Raw genomic sequence first — 17,586 nt, 5'->3', positions numbered from 1 at the left:
CTTCTTGACCTGACGAGACCGCCGGGGCGCCCGTCCGAACGGTGCGATTTCCGAAGTCCCAGCGACGAGGTACGGAGACTCTACAGCGCTGACTCAAGCAGTGCGATCGACGCTCGACGTTGTTCCGGAGAGCCGTTACGGCCACGCTCCGGTGAGGCTCACTGGCTTCGCCCTCGGCGGTGCACCGCAGGCGCCGTCGCCGATCAACTGGTTCCTGGGGGGCGGAACCTCGACAGCGAAGGACTACCATGTCGCGCGTGGGAGATGGGGGAGCGACCAGCAGGTTCGTTGCATGCCTCCTCTTGATGGGCCTGATCCTGACGGGATGTGCTGCCACGCGCGGTGGAGCTGATGCGGACGAAGTGGCGACCGCGGTCGAGCGTCATGTGAAGATCACTGATGTGAAGGTGTCTCATCGCGAAATTTCGCAGTCATTCGGCTCAACCACGATCGTCGTCCTCACGGCCGATCGGCCGCGGGACACTGTCGCGAATGTGTCTGGGTTCACCGAGGAATTGCTCAAGGCCGCGTACTCGGTACGCAATTGGAAGCCGAGCGGCGGTGTCCGGGTTGTCCTGCGCGATCACGATGGTGCGCCGCTCGGGAGCGCACTCGAGCAGTCCGGATGGAAAGTCGTCGGTTGGGACGAAAGCGACACGGGCACGGTGTTCGTCTCTTTCTCCGAGCCGCAGGAGAGATACGGAAAGTGGCCGTCAAGGATCGGCCCCGCATGATGATCCTCGCTTCACCGCAACTCCGAGGGCGGCACAGCCCGCTCGGATGGGGGCGATGGCGGGCTGCTGGCTGCCCAGCTCGCCCTGAGGCTGCTGCACCGACGGCGGTGCAGTGCAGGACGAGCTCGTGCGGAGGCTGATCACGGCGGGCGTGCTGCTGTCGCTCATCCCTGCGCTCAGTGGGTGCTCGACGCCCGACCCCGACGCTGACGGGGCTGCATCGCGAGAAGCGGTCGCAGCCAGAATGAGAGCCCTCCCGCGGGTGTCGACTGCGACAGTCGACGAGGAGAAGTCCACGGACGGCCTCTCCGCGCGCTACCGGATCGCCGTCGACATATCGGCACCCGACGCGGGGCGCTCGGAGGCGGACGTCGCCGAGCTGATCGACGAGGTCCTTCCCCTGGCCTGGTCCACGCGGGGGCACGAACCCGACGCAGGCGTCGTCCTGCGGATCAGGACAGAGCCGCAACTCGAGATCGGAAGGATCGCACGGGACGCTGGCTGGCGCGACGTCGGCTTCCCGTCGGACCCGCAGCTCATCGAGAAGATCGGCTACCAGGCGAGCTTCGGACGCCGCTCCCCCGACGAACAGATCGGGCCTTGGCCCGTCGGTGCGGTAGGCACATCGACCGGAGGCCCGCTAACCAGGGGACAACCAGGGCCAGGCACACCGCAGTGATCGGGAGCATGGTCGAACCATGACGACGAACAGCCTGCCCGGCGGCACCTACGACCTCGGCGACCTCGAGGTCACCCGCTTCGGCTACGGGGCGATGCAGCTCGCCGGCCCGCACGTCTTCGGCCCGCCGGCCGACCGCGACGAGGCCGTCCGAGTACTGCGCACGGCGGTCGAGCTCGGCATCACCCACATCGACACAGCGGACTTCTACGGCCCGCACGTCACGAACGAGATCATCCGCGAAGCCCTGCACCCCTACCCCGAGCAGGTGCACATCGTCACGAAGGTCGGGTCGCGGCGGAACGACAAAGGGCAGTGGCCGCCAGCGCGGAAGCCCGAGCAGCTCGTCGAGGACGTCCACGCCAACCTCGACCGGCTCGGTCTCGAACAACTCGACGTCGTGAACCTCCGCGTCGGTGGGTTCGACGCACCGGAACCGGGCAGCATCGCCCCGCAGTTCGAGGCGCTCGCCGAACTGCAGCAGCAGGGGAAGATCCGTCACCTCGGACTGTCGACGGTCACCGGTGCGCAACTCGTCGAGGCGCTGCAGATCGCGCCGGTGGTGTGCGTGCAGAACATGTACAACGTGGCGCAACGCGGGGACGACGACCTGGTCGACCTCACGGCAGCGGAGGGCATCGCGTACGTGCCGTACTTCCCGCTCGGCGGCTTCTCGCCGATCCAGTCGGACGCGCTCGACACCGTCGCCGAGCGGTTGGGGGAGTCCCGTCTGTCGGTCGCCCTCGCCTGGCTGCTCCAGCGTTCGGACAACATCCTGCTCATCCCAGGCACCTCGTCCGTCGAGCACCTGCGGCAGAACGTCGCCGGCGCGGGCATCACGCTGCCGGCCGACGCGGTCCGCGAGCTGGACGCCATCGGCGCAGCCTGACCCGGACCGGATCCGGCACCCGGGTCAGGACGAGAAGTCCGACGAGATGTGCACTCCGGGGTGGTACCAGAAGGACACGGCGACCCAGAGCCCGAGGAGGGTCGCGGCGTTCAACAACGACGGCGCGAGCCACCACCACGACCGGGGCTGACGGCACACACCCACCACGAGCAGGACGACGGAGGCCACGACGAAGGGCGCCGTCGCGACGGTGCCCCAGAACGCGAACCCGGCCATCGCCGGCTGCGTGACGTCGAGGGGCCCGCCGAACATCGTGATGAAGCCGACGCAGAAGACGCCGATCGCCGTGCCGAGGATGCCTACCCCGATCGCGATGATGGCCAGGGCGAGGGACAATCCGCCGAGCGGTCCCGCGTCGCGCTGATGGCCGTCGAGACGGTCACGGACGAGAGCGGTCGGCCCCTGCCCTGCTGCGGACCAGGCCGGAGCAGCGTTCGGACCACGCGGTGCTTCGACCCCTGCCAGACCGCCCGTGATGCGTGGAGTGGCGGACCAGCCCTCGTCGATCGTCGACCCCCGTCGTTCCGTCACCCGCCCATCCTGACACGAGCCGGCGGCACGCACGGTGCCGGTGGACTCACGCCACGGTCGCGAGCGCGAACGGCAGCACGGCCGAGGCGCCGGCACGCCGGAGCTCCCGCCCGGCGACGGTGACCGTCCACCGGCTGTCGACCAGGTCGTCGACGAGCAGCACCGGCCCCTGGTGCGACGCCAACGCCGCAGCCAGCTCCGGGTCCACCACGAAGGTGTCCCACACCCCGGCCAGCCGGTAGGCGCTGTTCGTCGCACCGTCTCCGCGGGGCTCCCCGCCGCTCCGTCCGAGGGTCCCGAGGAACTGCAGCCGCCCGATGGACGACAGCGCCTGCGCCAACGACCCGACGAGCTCCGGCCGCGACCGCGACGACATCGCCACGACACCGGTCGGCCGCTCGGCCCAGGGCCAGTCCTTCAGGGCGCGGATGCACCCGTCGACCAGCTCGCGGGACACGGGTCCGTCCGGAGTGGTGGCCGAGAACAGCGCGCGGAGCGGCCCGCCCCAGCCGAGATCGGTGAGCCGGGCGACGGCGCGGCCCGGTTCGACGAGCTCGCCGGCCGGGATCTTGCCCTTCACGGGCACGCCGAGCGAGGCCATGCCGGACGGCCACTGCGCGCGCGGCGCGATCTCGACGCCGACCCGGTCGAGCGCGGCAGCCGCACCGGAGGTGTCCGACTCCGAGATCGACGTCGGGTACCAGACACCGGCACAGTTGTCGCACCGCCCGCAGGGTTCGGCGGAGGGGTCGTCCAGGTCCTGCTGCAACAGCTGCATGCGGCACGCCGAGGTGGACTCGTACGCGAGCATCGACGCGGCCTCGGCCTCGCGGGCGGCGGCGACCCGCTCGTACCGGGCGGCGTCGTACTGCCACGGCTGCCCGGTCGAGACCCAGCCGCCGGCGACACGGTGCACGGCGCCGTCGACGTCGAGCACCTTCAGCAGGAGCTCGAGTGTCGATCGCTTGATGTCGACGAGGCCCTCGAGCGCGACGGTCGACATCGCCGTGTCGGTGGAGAGCGCACCCAGGACGGCGGAGGCGCGGGCCTCGGTCGGCATCGACGCACTCGCGAAGTACTGCCAGATCTCGCGGTCCTCGCGTCCGGGCAGGAGCAGCACGTCGGCGTTGTCGGTCGCACGCCCGGCGCGGCCGATCTGCTGGTAGTAGGCGACGGGCGACGAGGGAGCGCCGACGTGCACGACGAACCCGAGGTCCGGCTTGTCGAAGCCCATCCCGAGCGCACTCGTCGCGACGAGCGCCTTGAGCTCGTTGCCCTTGAGCTGCTGCTCGAGCTGCTCGCGTTCCTCGGTGTCGGTCCGCCCGGTGTAGGCGCGGACGGCGTACCCGTTCTCGCGCAGGAGTCGGGCGATGTCCTCGGCCCCGGACACGGTCAGCGTGTAGATGATGCCGCTGCCGGGCAGGTCGCCGAGGTGCGCGAGCAGCCACCCGAGGCGCTGTCGGGCGTCCGGCAGCGTCAGGACGCCGAGCCGGAGCGACGCCCGCGCCAGGGAACCGCGGATCGTGAAGACGGGAGCGTCCGGGCCCGCGGTGAGCTGCTCGGCGACGTCCTCGACCACGCGCTCGTTCGCGGTCGCCGTCGTCGCGAGCACGGGGACACCCTGGGGGAGGGAGCGGATGAGCTCGGCGAGCCGGCGGTAGTCGGGGCGGAAGTCGTGTCCCCAGTCGGAGATGCAGTGCGCTTCGTCGACGACGAGCATGCCCATCCGGGCGATCAGCGTCGGCAGCTGCTCGTCGCGGAAGCGCGGGTTGTTGAGCCGTTCGGGGGAGACGAGGAGCACGTCGACCTCGTCACGCGCGAGGGCCGCCTGCGTGTCCGCCCACTCGTGCGCGTTCGCCGAGTTGATCGACACCGCGCGGACGCCGGCCCGCGCGGCCGCGGCGACCTGGTCGCGCATGAGGGCGAGCAGCGGCGAGACGAGCACGGTCGGGCCGCCGCCACGTCGCCGCAGCAGCAGGGTCGCGAGGAAGTAGACGGCCGACTTGCCCCACCCGGTGCGCTGCACCACGAGGGCACGCTGCCGGTGTTCGACGAGCGCCGAGATGGCCTCGAGCTGCCCGGGGTGGAAGACCGCGTCCGGTCGCCCGGTCAGGGCGGCGAGGGCCGCCTGCGCTTCCGCAGCGATCTCGGCGGACGGCGTTGCCGCCGCAGGAGCAGGTGAGCCGACGGACGAACCGACACCGAGACCAGACATGACCCCATGCTGTCAGCACCCGCCGACGCACCGTGCCCCGGCCCTCCAGGCTGTGGACACCACGACAGGACGCGACGCGACGCGACCCCGCTACTGGTACGTGATGAGCGACGGCGTCGGCTGCACGTCGGCCATCGTCTGCTGCGGCGACAGCATCGGCGTGTCCTCGTCGTAGAAGTTCTTCCAGCCCCAGTGCACGCCTTCCGGTGCGTCCTGGTGCAGCGCCTTCCAGGTCGCCTGCTTGTCGGGCTGCGAGCCCTGCCCGTCCACGTGGATGAGGACGTCGAGCTCCGGGTGCGACGCGAGCGACGACCGGTCCTGGATCATCGACAGCCGGAACTGGTGCAGGACGAACGCCTTCGGCGGTAGCCCCTTCGACCGCACCAGGTCGGCGAGCCACGACGAGACCTCGTTCACCTCGGACGCCGACACGCTGCCGATCTGCTGCAGGGGCACCTGGTCGGCGGTCAGTCGCCACTCCGGGTCGAGTGCGAGCCAGACGTTCGGCTTCGCGAGCAGCGACTCGTACCGCTTCGCCTGCGACAGGAAGTCGGACCGCCCCGGCTGCAGGTCGAGGATGACCGGCATCCCGGCGTCGCTCGCCGCGTCGACGTAGGGCTCCAGCGTCGACGCCGGCAGCTCGGTCGAGTAGTCGCCGTCGGCCCCGGCGTCCCCGGCGGCGACGGTCGCGATGACCTCCATCGCAGGCGTCACCGGCTCGTCGCCGAGCCCGTCGTACTCCTTCGCCGTCCCCTCGGCGCGGCGCACGGTCGCCGCGGGGTCCTGCTCGCCCAGCACCCCGAGCACCGGCGCGCCGGGAGCGCCGTACAGCGCCACGTAGCGGTGTCCGTCGAAGGGCCGCTGCCCGCCGTGCGGCAGCTGCCAACCGCTCTCCGCCGCCCGGACCGTCCACTGCGGGTCCGGCAGGTCGCCGAACGCCGAGCCGACCAGCACGGTCGGGTGCTCCGCGCGGTCGTGGAGGGCCGACACGACGTCCGGGGCGGCAGCCGGGTCGGTCACGCCGTCCGGCATCGCGACCACACGGGCGCCGGCAGCCTCCGCCGTCGCCACGGCTGCGGCCTCCGACCGACGGTCGGACACGACCACGGTCGCCGGACGGGAGGCATCGCTCGCCTCGGGCACGTCGCCCCGCTCCGGCGCGTCCTGCTCCGGGACGTCGGTCTCGACCGCCACGTTGCCCTCGGCCTGGTACCAGTCGGCCCCGAGCCGGCGGAGCTCGGCTGCCACCCGGTCACCGTCGCCACCCGCGTCGGCGGACGGTGTCGACGAGGGCGTGCCGCCGTCGGACGTCAGCAGCAGTGGGACGTGCGCCGCACGCGCGGCGCTCGCCGCGTCGCGCACCGCACCCGCGTCGGAGGCCGACGCCACGACCGCGCCGGGAGCCGACGCGAACAGCGCTCGGCTCGCGGCGACGGAGCGCGCCGACGGGTCCTGCTGGGCCACGACGTCCACCGAGTCGGCGGAGGACCGTGCCAGCTGCGCGACCGTCGGCGCGTCGTCGTGGGAGGTGCAGCCGGCGGCGCCGAGCAGGAGCCCGGCGACCGACAGTGCGAGCAGGGTACGGGTGGGACGAGCGCAACGCATCCGAGCCACCCTACGAGGGACCGTCACGACACCCTGTGAGCGCAACAGGTGTCGTCTCGTAGACAGGGTGCATGCCATCCGCGCCGGACGACCACCCGACGATCGGGGCGGTGGTGGCCCCCGAGGTGCACTGCGCCACCCTCAACGTCAGACGTCGGGTGCCGCACGCGCCCGGTCACGCCGACGCGTGGGAACGTCGCCGCGACGCCGTCGTCGCGCTCGTCGCCAGCGAGCAGCCGACGGTGCTGGCCGTCCAGGAGGCACTGCCCGCCCAGACCGCGGACCTCACGGCCCGTCTCGGCTCGCGATGGGAGCCCGTGGTCGTCGGTCGCGGTGCGCGCGGCGGTGGCGAGGCGGTCGGCCTGTTCCTCGACCGGGAGCGCCTCGACGTCGTCGAGCGGCGCACGTGGGCGCTGTCCCGGACGCCGTCGCGCCCGGGCTCACGGTCCTGGGCGACGGCATTCCCGCGGCACGCCGTCGGTGCCGTCGTCGCGGACCGCACCACCGGGCAGGAGTTCACCGCGATCGCGACGCACCTCGACGTCGCCTCGTCCTGGGCGCGGCTGCGCGGTGCGCAGCTGCTCGGACGCATCGTCCGCGAGCGCGGACTGCCGGCCGTCGTGATGGCCGACTGGAACTGCCCGGCCGGATCGGCGCCCTGGCGAGCACTGGCCGAAGCGGGGGTCGTCGACAGCTGGGGACGAGCCTCCCGGCAGGTGGGGGAGGCCTACGGGACGTACCCGCACTACCGGGAGCCGCGTGTCGGCGGCCGGCGGATCGACGGGGTGCTCGTGACCGAGGACGCCGTCGTCGACCGGGTCGCGGTGAACGTGCGCCGACCGGGCGGTGTCTGGCCGTCCGACCACGCGGCCGTGCACGCCGTCGTGCGGTGGACCTCGTGATGCGGTCGCTCGGGCTGACCTTCCTGCGCCGGCGGTTCCTGCCGGCCGACGTGGTGCGGGTCCTGACGCTCCTCAGCATCCCCGTGGCCACGATCGGCTGGGGGAGCACGTCGTTCGCGGTGATGTCGCTCGCGTTGTTCGGGGTGGTCCTGCCGCGGATGCTCGGACTCCGACCGGCGTTCGACCTGGCGGTCTGCGTGCTGGTGCTCGTCGCCGGGTGGTCGAGCGCGCTCGAGTGGTACACGTCGGTGTTCCTCTGGGACAAGCTGATCCACGTCGTCCTGACCGGACTGCTCGCGGCGCTGCTCGCGGTGATCGCCGCGGACCTCCGGCTCGTGCCGCACGCCCCGGACGCCGGGCGCGTGACGGTGTCGCTCCTGGTGTTCACCCTCGGACTCGCGATCGGGTCCGTGTGGGAGATGTGCGAGTGGCTCGGGCACAACTACGTCGACTCGGCGATCTACGTCGGGTACGACGACACGATCGGCGACCTGGCCGCGGACGGGCTCGGCGGGCTGCTCGTGGGGCTCGCGCTGCCGTGGTTGGCGGCCGAGCGGGACGTGGTGCAGCAGCCAGCGCGCTCGCCGCGGGGCTGACGGCCCGGCCCGGCCGATCGCTCCCGTGGAGGCGGCGACGCGCCGTGGCACGAGCAGGGTCCGGCGTCCGCTATGCTTGACGGGCTGCTCGCGCTCCGGTCGGACGCGGGCGGTGGAACGCCGGAGACGGAGTTCCGAGCCTCTCGGGGCTCAGAGCTCGTGAGAGCTCACGGGCTGTGGCGCAGCTTGGTAGCGCACTTGACTGGGGGTCAAGGGGTCGCAGGTTCAAATCCTGTCAGCCCGACCGAAACCGATGAAGCCCCCGGCGAGACACGTTCTCGCCGGGGGCTTCTCCGCGTTCCGCACGGGGGAGCGGTGCCAGCCGCTCTTGCGCTGCCGCTGCTCGGACTCTTAGCGTCGACCGGGATGGACGACGACGATCTGTTCACCGCCCTCGTGCCGTGGGCGCCGGAGCACCTGGCCCGCTGGAACGAGCACTGGCGATCGGACCTGCTGCGGACGGTCGGACCCGACCTCGCACTGGTGGGGGACACCTCGTGGGGAGCGGCGGTCCGCGACGCCGTCGGACTCGCCGTCCCGGACCCGCTCGACTGGGCGAACCGGGTCGTCGAGCTGCCCTCCGGCGGATGGGCCCTCACCGGGATCCGCTTCCGTGGCCGCGACGTGTCGAAGCCGTTCGTCGACGTGATCGCGACCAGCGTGCGCCCCGACGCAGCCGGTCTGGCGGAGCTCGGCTCCGTGCTCGAGGACGCCCGTGCCTTCTCACCGCTCTGCTTCCGCGTCCGACTCCCCGGAGACCTCCTGCGCGTCCGCGCTCTGGCCGGACACGGGTCCTCGGTGGCACCCGACCAACTCGTGGTCGCGGGGCCGGTGTCGGTGATCGCCGGTCGTGAGCAGACGCCGGGAGCCTCCGCGGTCGAACTCGTCCCGACCACGCCCGAGGCTGCGGCGCCGAGGGTCGCCGCGGTCTACGAGACCGTCCGTCGCGTCACGCCCGACCTGGACGAGTGGGCGGCGCCCGCCGACGAGGACGGGCTCGGCGACGCCGACGAACAGGGACTGCTGTTCGAGGTCGTGGTCGACGGACGGGCCGCCGGTGTCGTCGCCGCCGCTCGGGACGACGCGTACGGGTTCACCGGGTTCGTCGTCGAGGAGATCGCGCTCGACGACGACCACCGCGGACAGGGACTCGGGCCGGCGGTCCTCCGGGCCTTGGCACGGCGGCTCCCGGCGACGGAGGCCGACGTGCTCTGGGGACACGTCCACGCCGACAACACTCCCTCGTTGCGTGGCGCCCTCGCCAGCGGTCGGGCGGTCTGCGCCACGTTGGCCTGGGTGACGCCGGACGGCTGGCCCGGGATGCCGGGGTCGCGGCCCGTCAGGTGACCGAGGACCGACCCGGTCGCTGGAGCCGCTGCTGATGCCGGACGGAGGGCGACAGGGCCGGCGCAGACCGCTGCGGTACGCTCCCGCCATGCTCTGGGGGAGACGACGCACGGGGTCCGCCGCGCTCTTGGCCGCCACGCTGACCGGGGTCCTGCTGCTCACCGGGTGCTCCGGCAACGTCAACGCGGGGAGTGCGGGTGCCGAGAAGGCCGAGCGCGAGCTGTCGGCACTCGACGGTGTGCGGTCCGTGCGCGGTTCGGGCACGAACAACCTGCCGTTCGCCGGCGAAGCGTCCGTCACCGTGACCACCGAGGACGACCTGTCCGACGCCGACCTCCGACGCGTGACCCACGAGGTCGGACGCTGGATCCGCGATGCCTCCGGCCCGGGTACGACGTACCGCGGCTCGATGGAGGCCGACGGGTTCGGGTTCTTCCTGGAGGGACGCGCCTCCGAGAACGACCGACTGCTCGCCGTCGTCGATCGGCTCCGCGGCGACGACCGCTGGCTCGGTGGCGACGTCGACGCTCCGTCCGCCTCCGGCACCGGCGGAGGTCGCATCGCACTCACCGTCCGCGATGCCGATGACCTGGTGGCCGGCTGGGAGTCGGTCCGGCGGATCGCCATGTCGTCCGACTGGGACACGGCGTCGACGTCGGCGTCCTGGTCGTCGGCGCAGCAGGACGTCATCCGCTCCGACGACGTGCCGGACCTGCGGATCGCGAACGACATCGCCGGGACGGACGACACCGTCGGTGACCCGACGCCCGAGATCACCGCGTACGAGCGTGTGCGTGCCGCGCACGAGGTGACCCGCGCCTCCGTCACGCCGGGTCGTCTCCTGATGCACCTCGCGGACCTCGACGACGTCGGGGACGCGACGGCGCTCGCACAGCAGGCCGCACCGGACGCGCAGGTCATCGTGGACGGCGGCATCGTCACGAAGGACCAGCCCCGAGGCGACGACGACCTGCCCGACGCCGCCGACTACGCCGAGGCGGACCGGCTCGCTGCGATCGCGGCGCGGCCGGGGGTCGCTGCCGTCGAGCTCACCCCGTCCTGGGTGCGGGTGACGGTCGACGACCCGGACGAGGTCCTCGCGACGGCGACGGCGCTCGCCGCCGCTGCTCCGGCCGATCCGGTGGAGTCGATCCGCGTCGGTCCGCAGGCCGATCCCGCTGACGGCAACGAGGACGCTGCTGACCGGGACGCTGCGGACGACACGGACCGTCTGTCCGTGAGCGGCTCCCCGGCGATGTTGGGCCGGTCGATCGACGTCGGCACGGAGCTGCGGGGCTTCCTCCCGGCGTCGACGGAGCAGTTCGACTCGAACCAGTCGGTCGCGGCCACGCTGTCCGATGCGGGTCAGGTGCCGGCGTTCGTCGCCGCCCTGCGACCGGTGCTGCCGGACGGCACCGGGCTGCACGTGAGCCTCGTCGACGGCGGCACCGACAGCACGACGGAGTTGACGCTCCGCGACGGGGAGCTGACGGCCGAACCGCTCCGTGACGGGGAAGAGCGGGGATCGGACCGCACCGACCTGGAACGCGCGCTGCGGGACGCCTGGAACGGCTGATCCACGACCGACGGCACCGCCGCGACGACCCGTCCCCGGCGTGACGTCGGTCTCCGCCACGCAGGCGCTACTGTCAGCACGTGGGGACCAGGGGCATCTACGTCGAGACCGTCATCGATGCGGACCTCGACCGCGTGTGGGCCGCGACGCAGGACCCCGAGCAGCACGTGCGCTGGGACGTCCGGTTCTCGGAGATCGTGCCCGAGGGCGCGGAGGACGGGGCCCCGACGCACTTCCGCTACGTCCGACGCTCGCCGCTGCACGACGTGCACGGCACCGGTGTGAGCATCGGGGAACGCCGCCGCCCGGACGGTTCGCGCACGTCGGCGCTGCGCTTCGGGACCGGCGACCGCCTCTCGCCGATCCGCGCGGGCCGGGGCTACTGGCGCTACGTCCCGACCGACGACGGGCGCACGCGGTTCATCACCGGCTACGACTACGACGGCGGTTGGGGGCCGCTGGACCTGGTCGTCCGGCCGCTCCTCGGCTGGGCGACCGCGTGGAGCTTCGACCGCCTCCGGATCTGGCTCGAGGGCGGACCCGCACCGGAGGCGTGGCCGCTCACCTCGGTCCTGCAGCCCTGGCGCCGGGACCGGCCACGAGCCTCCAGGACGCTGCGGGCACCCGCAGGCAGCGCCCGACGCACCGACCACCTGCACGATGCGCCGGCGACGCTGGCGACGCTGCCCGACCCGAGGGACGACCGATGACGTCCGTGTTCGAGGAGGCGCTCGGCGCCGACTTCCAGCGACTCCACCCGATGATGCGACGACGCTTCGGAGTCGGCCTCGACGCCGGCGAGGCCTGCACCGGACGTGGCGTCATGTCGTCGATCCGACGCGGCCCGTGGTGGACCGTCCCCTTCCTGCAGATCGGTCGGCTCCGGAACATCCTGGTCCCCGACGTCGGGGAGGACGTGCCGTTCACGATCGAGAACCACCCCTACCGCGACGAGCTCGGCCGCGAGACGGTGACGTTCGTGCGGACGTACGAGACCAGGCCCGGTCGCACGGCGCGCTTCGACGCGACGATGGTGCTCGTCGACGGCAGGGTGCTCGACTACCTCGGCACGCACCAGCACCTGGCGGTCGACCTCGACCTGGCGGTGGACGAGCGGGGCGGGCTCGTGCTGACGTCCGACGCGCAGCGGTTCCACGAGGGGCCGGTGTCGTTCCGGTTCCCGATGCTCCTGAGCGGTCGTGCCACCCTGCACGAGTGGTGGTCGGAGGACGACCAGGCGTTCCACGTCGACCTCGAGGTGCACAACCGCGTGTTCGGCTTCCTGTTCGGGTACCGCGGGACGTTCACGTGCGAGTGGACCCCCGCCACCGACGCGCCGGACCGGTTGAAGCCGGTCCGCACCGAAGCGCGGACCTGAGACCGCCGGGCGTCAGTCCGTCGCCGTTCGCCCGGAACGGACGGCCCGCACGACCTGGACGACCGCGATCGCGACGACCACGACGGCGACCGCACCGGCGGCCCACGACCCGGTGACCCCGAGCACGGGTCCGCTCGTGCATCGACTCGTGCCCGCACCCGGCGCCGCATCGGCACACGAGCTCACCTGCGTGACGGCGAGGAGCAGTGCCGGCACGGCCGTGACGAGTGCCAGCACGACACACGCGATCGCTCGGTCCACAGCCTGCTCCGTCCGCTCCGTGGTCAGGTGCAGACCAGGCTCCCACGGCGCACACCGTCCGACGGTCTCGATCGAGCAACGGACACGGCGGGACGACGGAGGGCCCCGCGAACGGGGTCGCGGGGCCCTCGTCGTGGCCGAGGCCTACTTGACGGTGAACTTCACCTTCGGGCTGGTGCTCGTCGCGAGCTCCGACGTCCCGGCGAAGACGGCGTGCAGCGTGTGCCCGCCCTTCTTCAGCTTGATGGTCGTCTTCGCGAGCCCGTGCTTGACCTGCACCGTGGCGAGCCGCTTCGAACCCTGGTAGATCCGCACCGTCCCGTCGACCTTGGCGCCCACGGTCGAGACGCGCACCGTCGCGACGCCGCGGCTGTAGGACAGCTTGGTGCTCGTCGTCGCCTTCTCGACGGTGAAGGCGGTGGCCTTCGCGGTCGTCGAGTCGGTGCCCGAGAACGTCGGGTCGGCGTTCACGAACGACGCGCTGATCGCGTGCTTCCCGAGCCCGAGCGTGCGCGGCAGGGTGAGCGTGGCCGTGCCGTCGGTCACCTTCGCGGTGCCCAGGGCCTTGCCGCGGTCCGAGAACGTCACCGTGCCCTGCTGGGCGCCGATGCCGCCGGTGACGGTCGCGGTGATCGTCGCCGGCTCCGCGGTCCGGAAGGTCTGCGACGACGCGGAGGTGCTGAGCGTCGTCGTCGTCTCCGGCAGCGTGGCGTGCAGCGAGAACGCGTCGACCGTCGATCCGACCGGTGCCGGGTCCGCGGTGGCGGTCGGTTGGAGGGTCACGCCGCAGGTGTCGACCTTGCCGTGCTGGACGGCCGCGTTGGCGGTGAGGCAGTCACCGGCGCGGATGTCCTCGACCGACAGCTTCTCGTCGGTCACCGAGACCTTGACGAACGAGCGGACGTGCTCCTGGTTCTCGACCGAGTTGGCCCAGTGGCGCTGGCCGGTCGGGTCGAGTGGGTCGGCGCCGTAGCCGCTCTGCGTGGCGTCCGGCGTGGTGAGGTCGTAGTACTTCGACCCCGACGCCGAGTTCGCCGTCATGTAGATGACGCCGCCGGGGCCCGCGAAGACCTCGGGAGCAGCCGGCTGCTCGTCCGGGTTCGCCTTCTTGCCGTTCTTGATGGCGTAGCTGCGCGAGTACGAGTGGTCGTGGCCCTGGAGGACGAGGTCGACGCCGAGGTCCGAGAACGCCCGGGTGAAGTCGAACCGGCGCTGCTGGTTGTCACGGTCGTTCGCGTGGTCGGCCGGCGAGTAGATCGAGTGGTGGTAGACCAGCGTGATCCACTCGGCATCGTCGCCGTGGCGGTTGATCACGTCGCGCACGTAGTTCACGTGCGAGGCGTCGGACCCACCGGTGTAGGCGTTCGAGTTGATGTCGATGAACAGGACGCCCTTGTAGGTGTACCAGTAGTCGCCACCCGAGTTCGCGGTGGTGTTGCCGCTCGGGTAGAAGTCGGGCACCTTGAGCGAGTTCGGCACCTGGTTGTGCTGCTCGTACGCCTTGCCGCCCACGTCGTGGTTGCCGATGGTCGACGCCCACGGGTAGCGCTTGAGGACGTCGCTGCTGTCGGCGAAGGCACCCCACTCGTACTCGTTGTTGGCGTGCTCGACCTGGTCGCCGCCGGACACGAGGAGCTCGGCGTCGGGCTGGGTCTTCGTCGCGTAGTCGAGCGTCGCGGCCCAGCCCGCGCCGTCCTCGTCGACGTACCCCGACGAACCGATCTGCGGGTCGCCGAAGAACAGGAAGTCGAAGTCGCCGGACGCGCTCCCCGTGGTGAACGTGTACGCGGTCGACCAGGCGGAGCCGTCGGCCGCACCGACGCGGTACGTGTACGAGGTGTTCGGCTCGAGGTCCGAGATCGTCGCGTGGGCGTTGATGTAGCCCGACTGTGCGGAGATGCCGGCGATGTTCTTCGTGTTCGAGTCCGTCGTGCTCGTGTCGACCGCGGTGTTCGCGGACTCCGTGGCGTCGATCGTCTGCTTGGCGTCGGTGAAGGCGCCGTCGGTCATCGACGCCGTCTCCTGGATCTCGAGCGACTGCGCGGTGTTCGTGGGGGAGTACCACGACGCGATGCGCTGGCGCTCGGTCGCGCCGACACCCAGCAGGATGTGGAGGGGGCCGCCGGTGGAGACGTTGCTGGTGGGGGTGTCGGTCGCCGCCGTGGCGGCGCCCGTACCGACCGTCGTGGCACCCGCGATGAGCGCGGCCCCGAGGACGGCTCCGCAGACGCGGAGGGTCGTGGTTCTGCGCCGTGTGGTGGCGCCGGACAGGAAGGACATGTGGGCCCGTTTCTCGAACGTGGTGGGGAACAGCACACGTGACTCTGCACGGGCTGTGGAACGACTTCGTGAACGCTGAGTGACCATCGAGCCTGCGTCCTGGTCAGCGCGGACGTCAGCCCTCGACGAGCCGCTGGACGAACCAGACGAGCCCCGTCACGAAGACGCCGGCCGTCACCAGGCCGGTCACCCAGAGCGCGGCGCGGTGCGCCTTGCGGCGCAGCAGCACGAGCACCGGGAACACGACGAGGATGATCCCGAGCTGCACGGCCTCGATGCCGACGTTGAAGACGAGGAGTGACGCGAGCAGTTGCCACGAGAACGCCTCGTGGATCCCGAGGGCCCCTGCGAAGCCCAGACCGTGGATGAGCCCGAAGGCGAACACCACCGCCAGGCGGGACCACCCCGACCGGTCGAGCGCGAACCGACCTCGCGCCCCGACCTCGAGGTCGTCGGCGTGTGAACGGCGCCGCCAGAGCCGCCAGAGGTACCAGCCCGCCACCGCCGCGATCGAGAGTGCGATGAGCGGTTCGACGACGACGGACGGCGGACTGACCACCCCCAGCGCGGCCAGGATGAACGTGATCGAGTGCGCGACGGTGAACGCCGAAGCGGTGTAGACGACCTCGCGCAGTCGTCGCGATCCGGCGATGAGCGCGACGAGGAACAGGATGTGGTCGATGCCCGACAGCAGGTGCTCGGCACCGAGGACGAAGAACTCGCGGAAGCGCTCGCCGGCTGACTGCTCGGTCGAGAACGTCGGTTGCGCTGCGTCGAGCGTCGCCGAGCCCTGCCGATCGTCGACGTCGTAGGTGACGATCGTCTTCGTGTCGCGCACGAAGGACTCGTCGTCCGGGAAGAGCGTCGACCGCACCACGTGTCCGGGCCGCGTCCCGGACGGTGTCGGACAGGCGGAGTCGACCGTCAGGTGCAGGTACGGCACCTCGTCCTGCAGGTCGACCGTCATCCGGCGTCCGACGTCCGCCGTGCACGCCCGCCCACCGGCGGCCTCGACCGAGAAGCGGTCGGTCACGTACGCGGCGATGCTCTCGCGGTGCGCCTCGGCAGCGGCGGCCATGCCCGGGAAGTCGCCGTCGTCCCACGCCCGCTGCCCCCGCTCGTGCAGCGCGTCGTCGTGCTCGCTCGTGGCGACGGACACGAGCAGCAGGTCGTACTCGAGCGCGAGGTCGGTGCGCACCGTCTCGGGGCGGTCCGACGAGACGTCCGCGTGGACGACCGAACTGAAGCCGTGGGCGGACGCCGGCGCGGCACCGGCGATCACCGCGACCGCGACGGAGACGAGCAGGACGGCTCCCGCGAGGATCCGCGCTGGTCCGACGGGGGACCGGTGCACGGTCGGGTGGGGCAGGGAGCGGTGGAGGACGGTCCGGCGGAGGCCGTGGCGGCGGTCCGGACGGACGGTGGAGCGGGAGGTCACGCGCAGACGATCCGGCCCCGGGGCGACCACCGGGTGAACAGCAGGTGACGAGCACCGGACCGGACGCTGGACAGGGCCTCGCACGCCTCCGGCGGCACGGTCGGACGTGTTTCGATGGTCGCCTCCGGGCACGACCGCCCGCACCCCGTCACGACCAGAGGAGACCCCGTGGCCCGCCATGCCGCCCGGCCCACCGTCCTGCTCGCCGCCGCCGCCGTCCTGGCCGCCGGAGCCGTGGCGCTCGCCGCGTGCTCCACGGGCGCGGGCGGCACCGCGGGTGGTCCCGGTGCCGGAGCGTCAGCAGCGTCGACCTCCGCGGGAGCGCTCGGAGCGGGCTTCGCCGACCCCGACGAGCCCCCGGCGCCCGAGGCGACCATCCACCCCGAGCCCGGCTCGTGGGCCGGTGTGCACCCGCCGGAGGGGTACGAGGTCGTGCTGCTCGCCGACGCCGGCGACACCGCCGACGACGCGCCGACCCGGACGCTCGTCCGGACGGTCGAGTCGTGGGCCGCGGACGAGCACGTCGACGTCACCCGCGTGACGGCCGCGGACCCGGATGACCGGATCGGCGCGGTCCTCCGCGCGGTCGACGCCCGGCCGGACCTGGTGATCAGCGTCGGTGACCACATGGTCGACCCGCTCGCGGCGGTCTCGCCCTCGGCACTCCACCAGCAGTTCCTGGTCGTGGGCGCCGAGATCGCCGAACCGACGTCGAACGTGACCGCGGCCGACTGGACGGGCGCCGGCTTCCGTGGCGAGGGCCTCGGGGCGTCGAGCCACCACGACCCGTCGACGTTCACCGAGGACCGCGCGGGCCGGGCACTGCGCGCCGGCGCAGCGGCCGTGCTGCACGACCTCCGCGGCATCGTCGTCTGGGTGCGCTGAGCGGTCCCACCGAACCGTGCGGCGGACGGGAGGCGCGGGACCGGCCCGCCCCGCGCCTCCCGTCCGCCACGGGTTGCGTTTCCCGGACGTGCGCGCGCCGTCCAGGCGTTCTCCCGGTTCCGTGACCTACTGTCGCCGGAAGCGCGGATGCGTGAACTCTCCGGATCGGTCGAAGGATCGCTCACCACAGAAGGTCGGTCCTCGATGACGACCACCCCGCTCGCTCCCGGTTTCACCCGGACCCGACCC

16 protein-coding genes and 1 tRNA gene are annotated in these 17,586 nt (G+C 72.1%); 11 read left to right on the top strand and 6 right to left on the bottom strand.

What is annotated here, in order from left to right:
• The first annotated feature begins 305 nt into the window (after positions 1-305).
• From J2X59_RS13965 to J2X59_RS13955, 3 genes are all read left to right on the top strand, one after another.
• Positions 306-734: a hypothetical protein gene (locus J2X59_RS13965; protein WP_326497080.1), complete on the top strand. Its 429-nt coding sequence runs from the start codon at positions 306-308 to the stop codon at positions 732-734.
• Positions 735-846: 112 nt separating this feature from the next.
• Positions 847-1,413, top strand: coding sequence for a hypothetical protein (locus J2X59_RS13960; RefSeq protein WP_326497079.1), 567 nt, complete (start codon positions 847-849; stop codon positions 1,411-1,413).
• A 19-nt stretch (positions 1,414-1,432) separates the two neighbouring features.
• Positions 1,433-2,302, top strand: a complete 870-nt coding sequence (locus J2X59_RS13955; protein WP_326497078.1) for an oxidoreductase — start codon at positions 1,433-1,435, stop codon at positions 2,300-2,302.
• Between the two features lie 24 nt (positions 2,303-2,326).
• Here the strand turns inward: J2X59_RS13955 and J2X59_RS13950 are convergent, their stop codons facing one another.
• The 3 genes from J2X59_RS13950 to J2X59_RS13940 form a co-directional block, all read right to left on the bottom strand.
• A complete protein-coding gene (locus J2X59_RS13950) occupies positions 2,327-2,854 on the bottom strand; it encodes a hypothetical protein (protein ID WP_326497077.1) in 528 nt (175 codons plus the stop codon).
• A gap of 46 nt (positions 2,855-2,900) precedes the next feature.
• Positions 2,901-5,069 carry a RecQ family ATP-dependent DNA helicase gene (locus tag J2X59_RS13945; RefSeq protein ID WP_326497076.1) on the bottom strand — a complete coding sequence of 723 codons (2,169 nt, stop codon included), beginning with the start codon at positions 5,067-5,069 and terminating at the stop codon, positions 2,901-2,903.
• Positions 5,070-5,159: 90 nt separating this feature from the next.
• A complete protein-coding gene (locus J2X59_RS13940; RefSeq protein ID WP_326497075.1) occupies positions 5,160-6,674 on the bottom strand; it encodes a hypothetical protein in 1,515 nt (504 codons plus the stop codon).
• A 71-nt stretch (positions 6,675-6,745) separates the two neighbouring features.
• Here J2X59_RS13940 and J2X59_RS13935 point away from each other — a divergent pair, with 71 nt between their 5' ends.
• The 7 genes from J2X59_RS13935 (at position 6,746) to J2X59_RS13905 (ending at position 12,473) form a co-directional block, all read left to right on the top strand.
• Positions 6,746-7,576: an endonuclease/exonuclease/phosphatase family protein gene (locus tag J2X59_RS13935; protein ID WP_066653384.1), complete on the top strand. Its 831-nt coding sequence runs from the start codon at positions 6,746-6,748 to the stop codon at positions 7,574-7,576.
• On the top strand, positions 7,564-8,172 hold the full coding sequence (locus J2X59_RS13930; protein ID WP_326497074.1) for a hypothetical protein: 609 nt from the start codon (positions 7,564-7,566) through the stop codon (positions 8,170-8,172). The genes J2X59_RS13935 and J2X59_RS13930 overlap by 13 nt, the downstream gene beginning before the upstream one ends.
• 170 nt (positions 8,173-8,342) lie before the next feature.
• Positions 8,343-8,416: transfer RNA gene (locus tag J2X59_RS13925), tRNA-Pro, on the top strand.
• 122 nt (positions 8,417-8,538) lie between these two features.
• Positions 8,539-9,519 carry a GNAT family N-acetyltransferase gene (locus tag J2X59_RS13920; protein ID WP_326497073.1) on the top strand — a complete coding sequence of 327 codons (981 nt, stop codon included), beginning with the start codon at positions 8,539-8,541 and terminating at the stop codon, positions 9,517-9,519.
• Between the two features lie 88 nt (positions 9,520-9,607).
• The gene (locus tag J2X59_RS13915) at positions 9,608-11,095 is read left to right on the top strand and encodes a hypothetical protein (protein ID WP_326497072.1); all 1,488 of its coding nucleotides are present in this window, start codon (positions 9,608-9,610) and stop codon (positions 11,093-11,095) included.
• Positions 11,096-11,175: 80 nt separating this feature from the next.
• Positions 11,176-11,805 carry an SRPBCC family protein gene (locus tag J2X59_RS13910; protein WP_326497071.1) on the top strand — a complete coding sequence of 210 codons (630 nt, stop codon included), beginning with the start codon at positions 11,176-11,178 and terminating at the stop codon, positions 11,803-11,805.
• On the top strand, positions 11,802-12,473 hold the full coding sequence (locus J2X59_RS13905; protein ID WP_251160833.1) for a DUF4166 domain-containing protein: 672 nt from the start codon (positions 11,802-11,804) through the stop codon (positions 12,471-12,473). Before J2X59_RS13910 ends, J2X59_RS13905 begins: the two co-directional genes overlap by 4 nt.
• 12 nt (positions 12,474-12,485) lie before the next feature.
• Here the strand turns inward: J2X59_RS13905 and J2X59_RS13900 are convergent, their stop codons facing one another.
• The 3 genes from J2X59_RS13900 to J2X59_RS13890 form a co-directional block, all read right to left on the bottom strand.
• Positions 12,486-12,734 carry a hypothetical protein gene (locus J2X59_RS13900; protein WP_326497070.1) on the bottom strand — a complete coding sequence of 83 codons (249 nt, stop codon included), beginning with the start codon at positions 12,732-12,734 and terminating at the stop codon, positions 12,486-12,488.
• 144 nt (positions 12,735-12,878) lie between these two features.
• Positions 12,879-15,014, bottom strand: coding sequence for an Ig-like domain repeat protein (locus tag J2X59_RS13895; RefSeq protein WP_326497069.1), 2,136 nt, complete (start codon positions 15,012-15,014; stop codon positions 12,879-12,881).
• A 115-nt stretch (positions 15,015-15,129) separates the two neighbouring features.
• Positions 15,130-16,452, bottom strand: a complete 1,323-nt coding sequence (locus tag J2X59_RS13890) for a HupE/UreJ family protein (protein WP_326497068.1) — start codon at positions 16,450-16,452, stop codon at positions 15,130-15,132.
• A 168-nt stretch (positions 16,453-16,620) separates the two neighbouring features.
• On the opposite strand from J2X59_RS13890, the gene J2X59_RS13885 reads away from it, so the two are divergent.
• Entirely contained in the window at positions 16,621-17,337 is a 717-nt protein-coding gene (locus J2X59_RS13885) for a hypothetical protein (RefSeq protein WP_326497067.1), read from the top strand.
• The last annotated feature ends 249 nt before the right edge of the window (positions 17,338-17,586 follow it).

Source organism: Curtobacterium sp. 260 (assembly GCF_030803485.1).
Taxonomy (GTDB): domain Bacteria; phylum Actinomycetota; class Actinomycetes; order Actinomycetales; family Microbacteriaceae; genus Curtobacterium.
The sequence above is the reverse complement of the archived record's forward strand: the minus strand, read 5'-3'. Positions and strand labels throughout refer to the sequence as shown.

What these genes read in the sequence shown, in the direction of transcription:
- J2X59_RS13955 (WP_326497078.1), top strand. Translation starts at nt 1,433, where the DNA reads ATGACGACGAACAGCCTGCCCGGCGGCACCTACGACCTCGGCGACCTC.
- J2X59_RS13935 (WP_066653384.1), top strand. Translation starts at nt 6,746, where the DNA reads ATGCCATCCGCGCCGGACGACCACCCGACGATCGGGGCGGTGGTGGCC.
- J2X59_RS13895 (WP_326497069.1), bottom strand. Translation starts at nt 15,014, where the DNA reads ATGTCCTTCCTGTCCGGCGCCACCACACGGCGCAGAACCACGACCCTC.
- J2X59_RS13905 (WP_251160833.1), top strand. Translation starts at nt 11,802, where the DNA reads ATGACGTCCGTGTTCGAGGAGGCGCTCGGCGCCGACTTCCAGCGACTC.
- J2X59_RS13945 (WP_326497076.1), bottom strand. Translation starts at nt 5,069, where the DNA reads ATGTCTGGTCTCGGTGTCGGTTCGTCCGTCGGCTCACCTGCTCCTGCG.
- J2X59_RS13940 (WP_326497075.1), bottom strand. Translation starts at nt 6,674, where the DNA reads ATGCGTTGCGCTCGTCCCACCCGTACCCTGCTCGCACTGTCGGTCGCC.
- J2X59_RS13915 (WP_326497072.1), top strand. Translation starts at nt 9,608, where the DNA reads ATGCTCTGGGGGAGACGACGCACGGGGTCCGCCGCGCTCTTGGCCGCC.
- J2X59_RS13965 (WP_326497080.1), top strand. Translation starts at nt 306, where the DNA reads ATGGGCCTGATCCTGACGGGATGTGCTGCCACGCGCGGTGGAGCTGAT.
- J2X59_RS13920 (WP_326497073.1), top strand. Translation starts at nt 8,539, where the DNA reads ATGGACGACGACGATCTGTTCACCGCCCTCGTGCCGTGGGCGCCGGAG.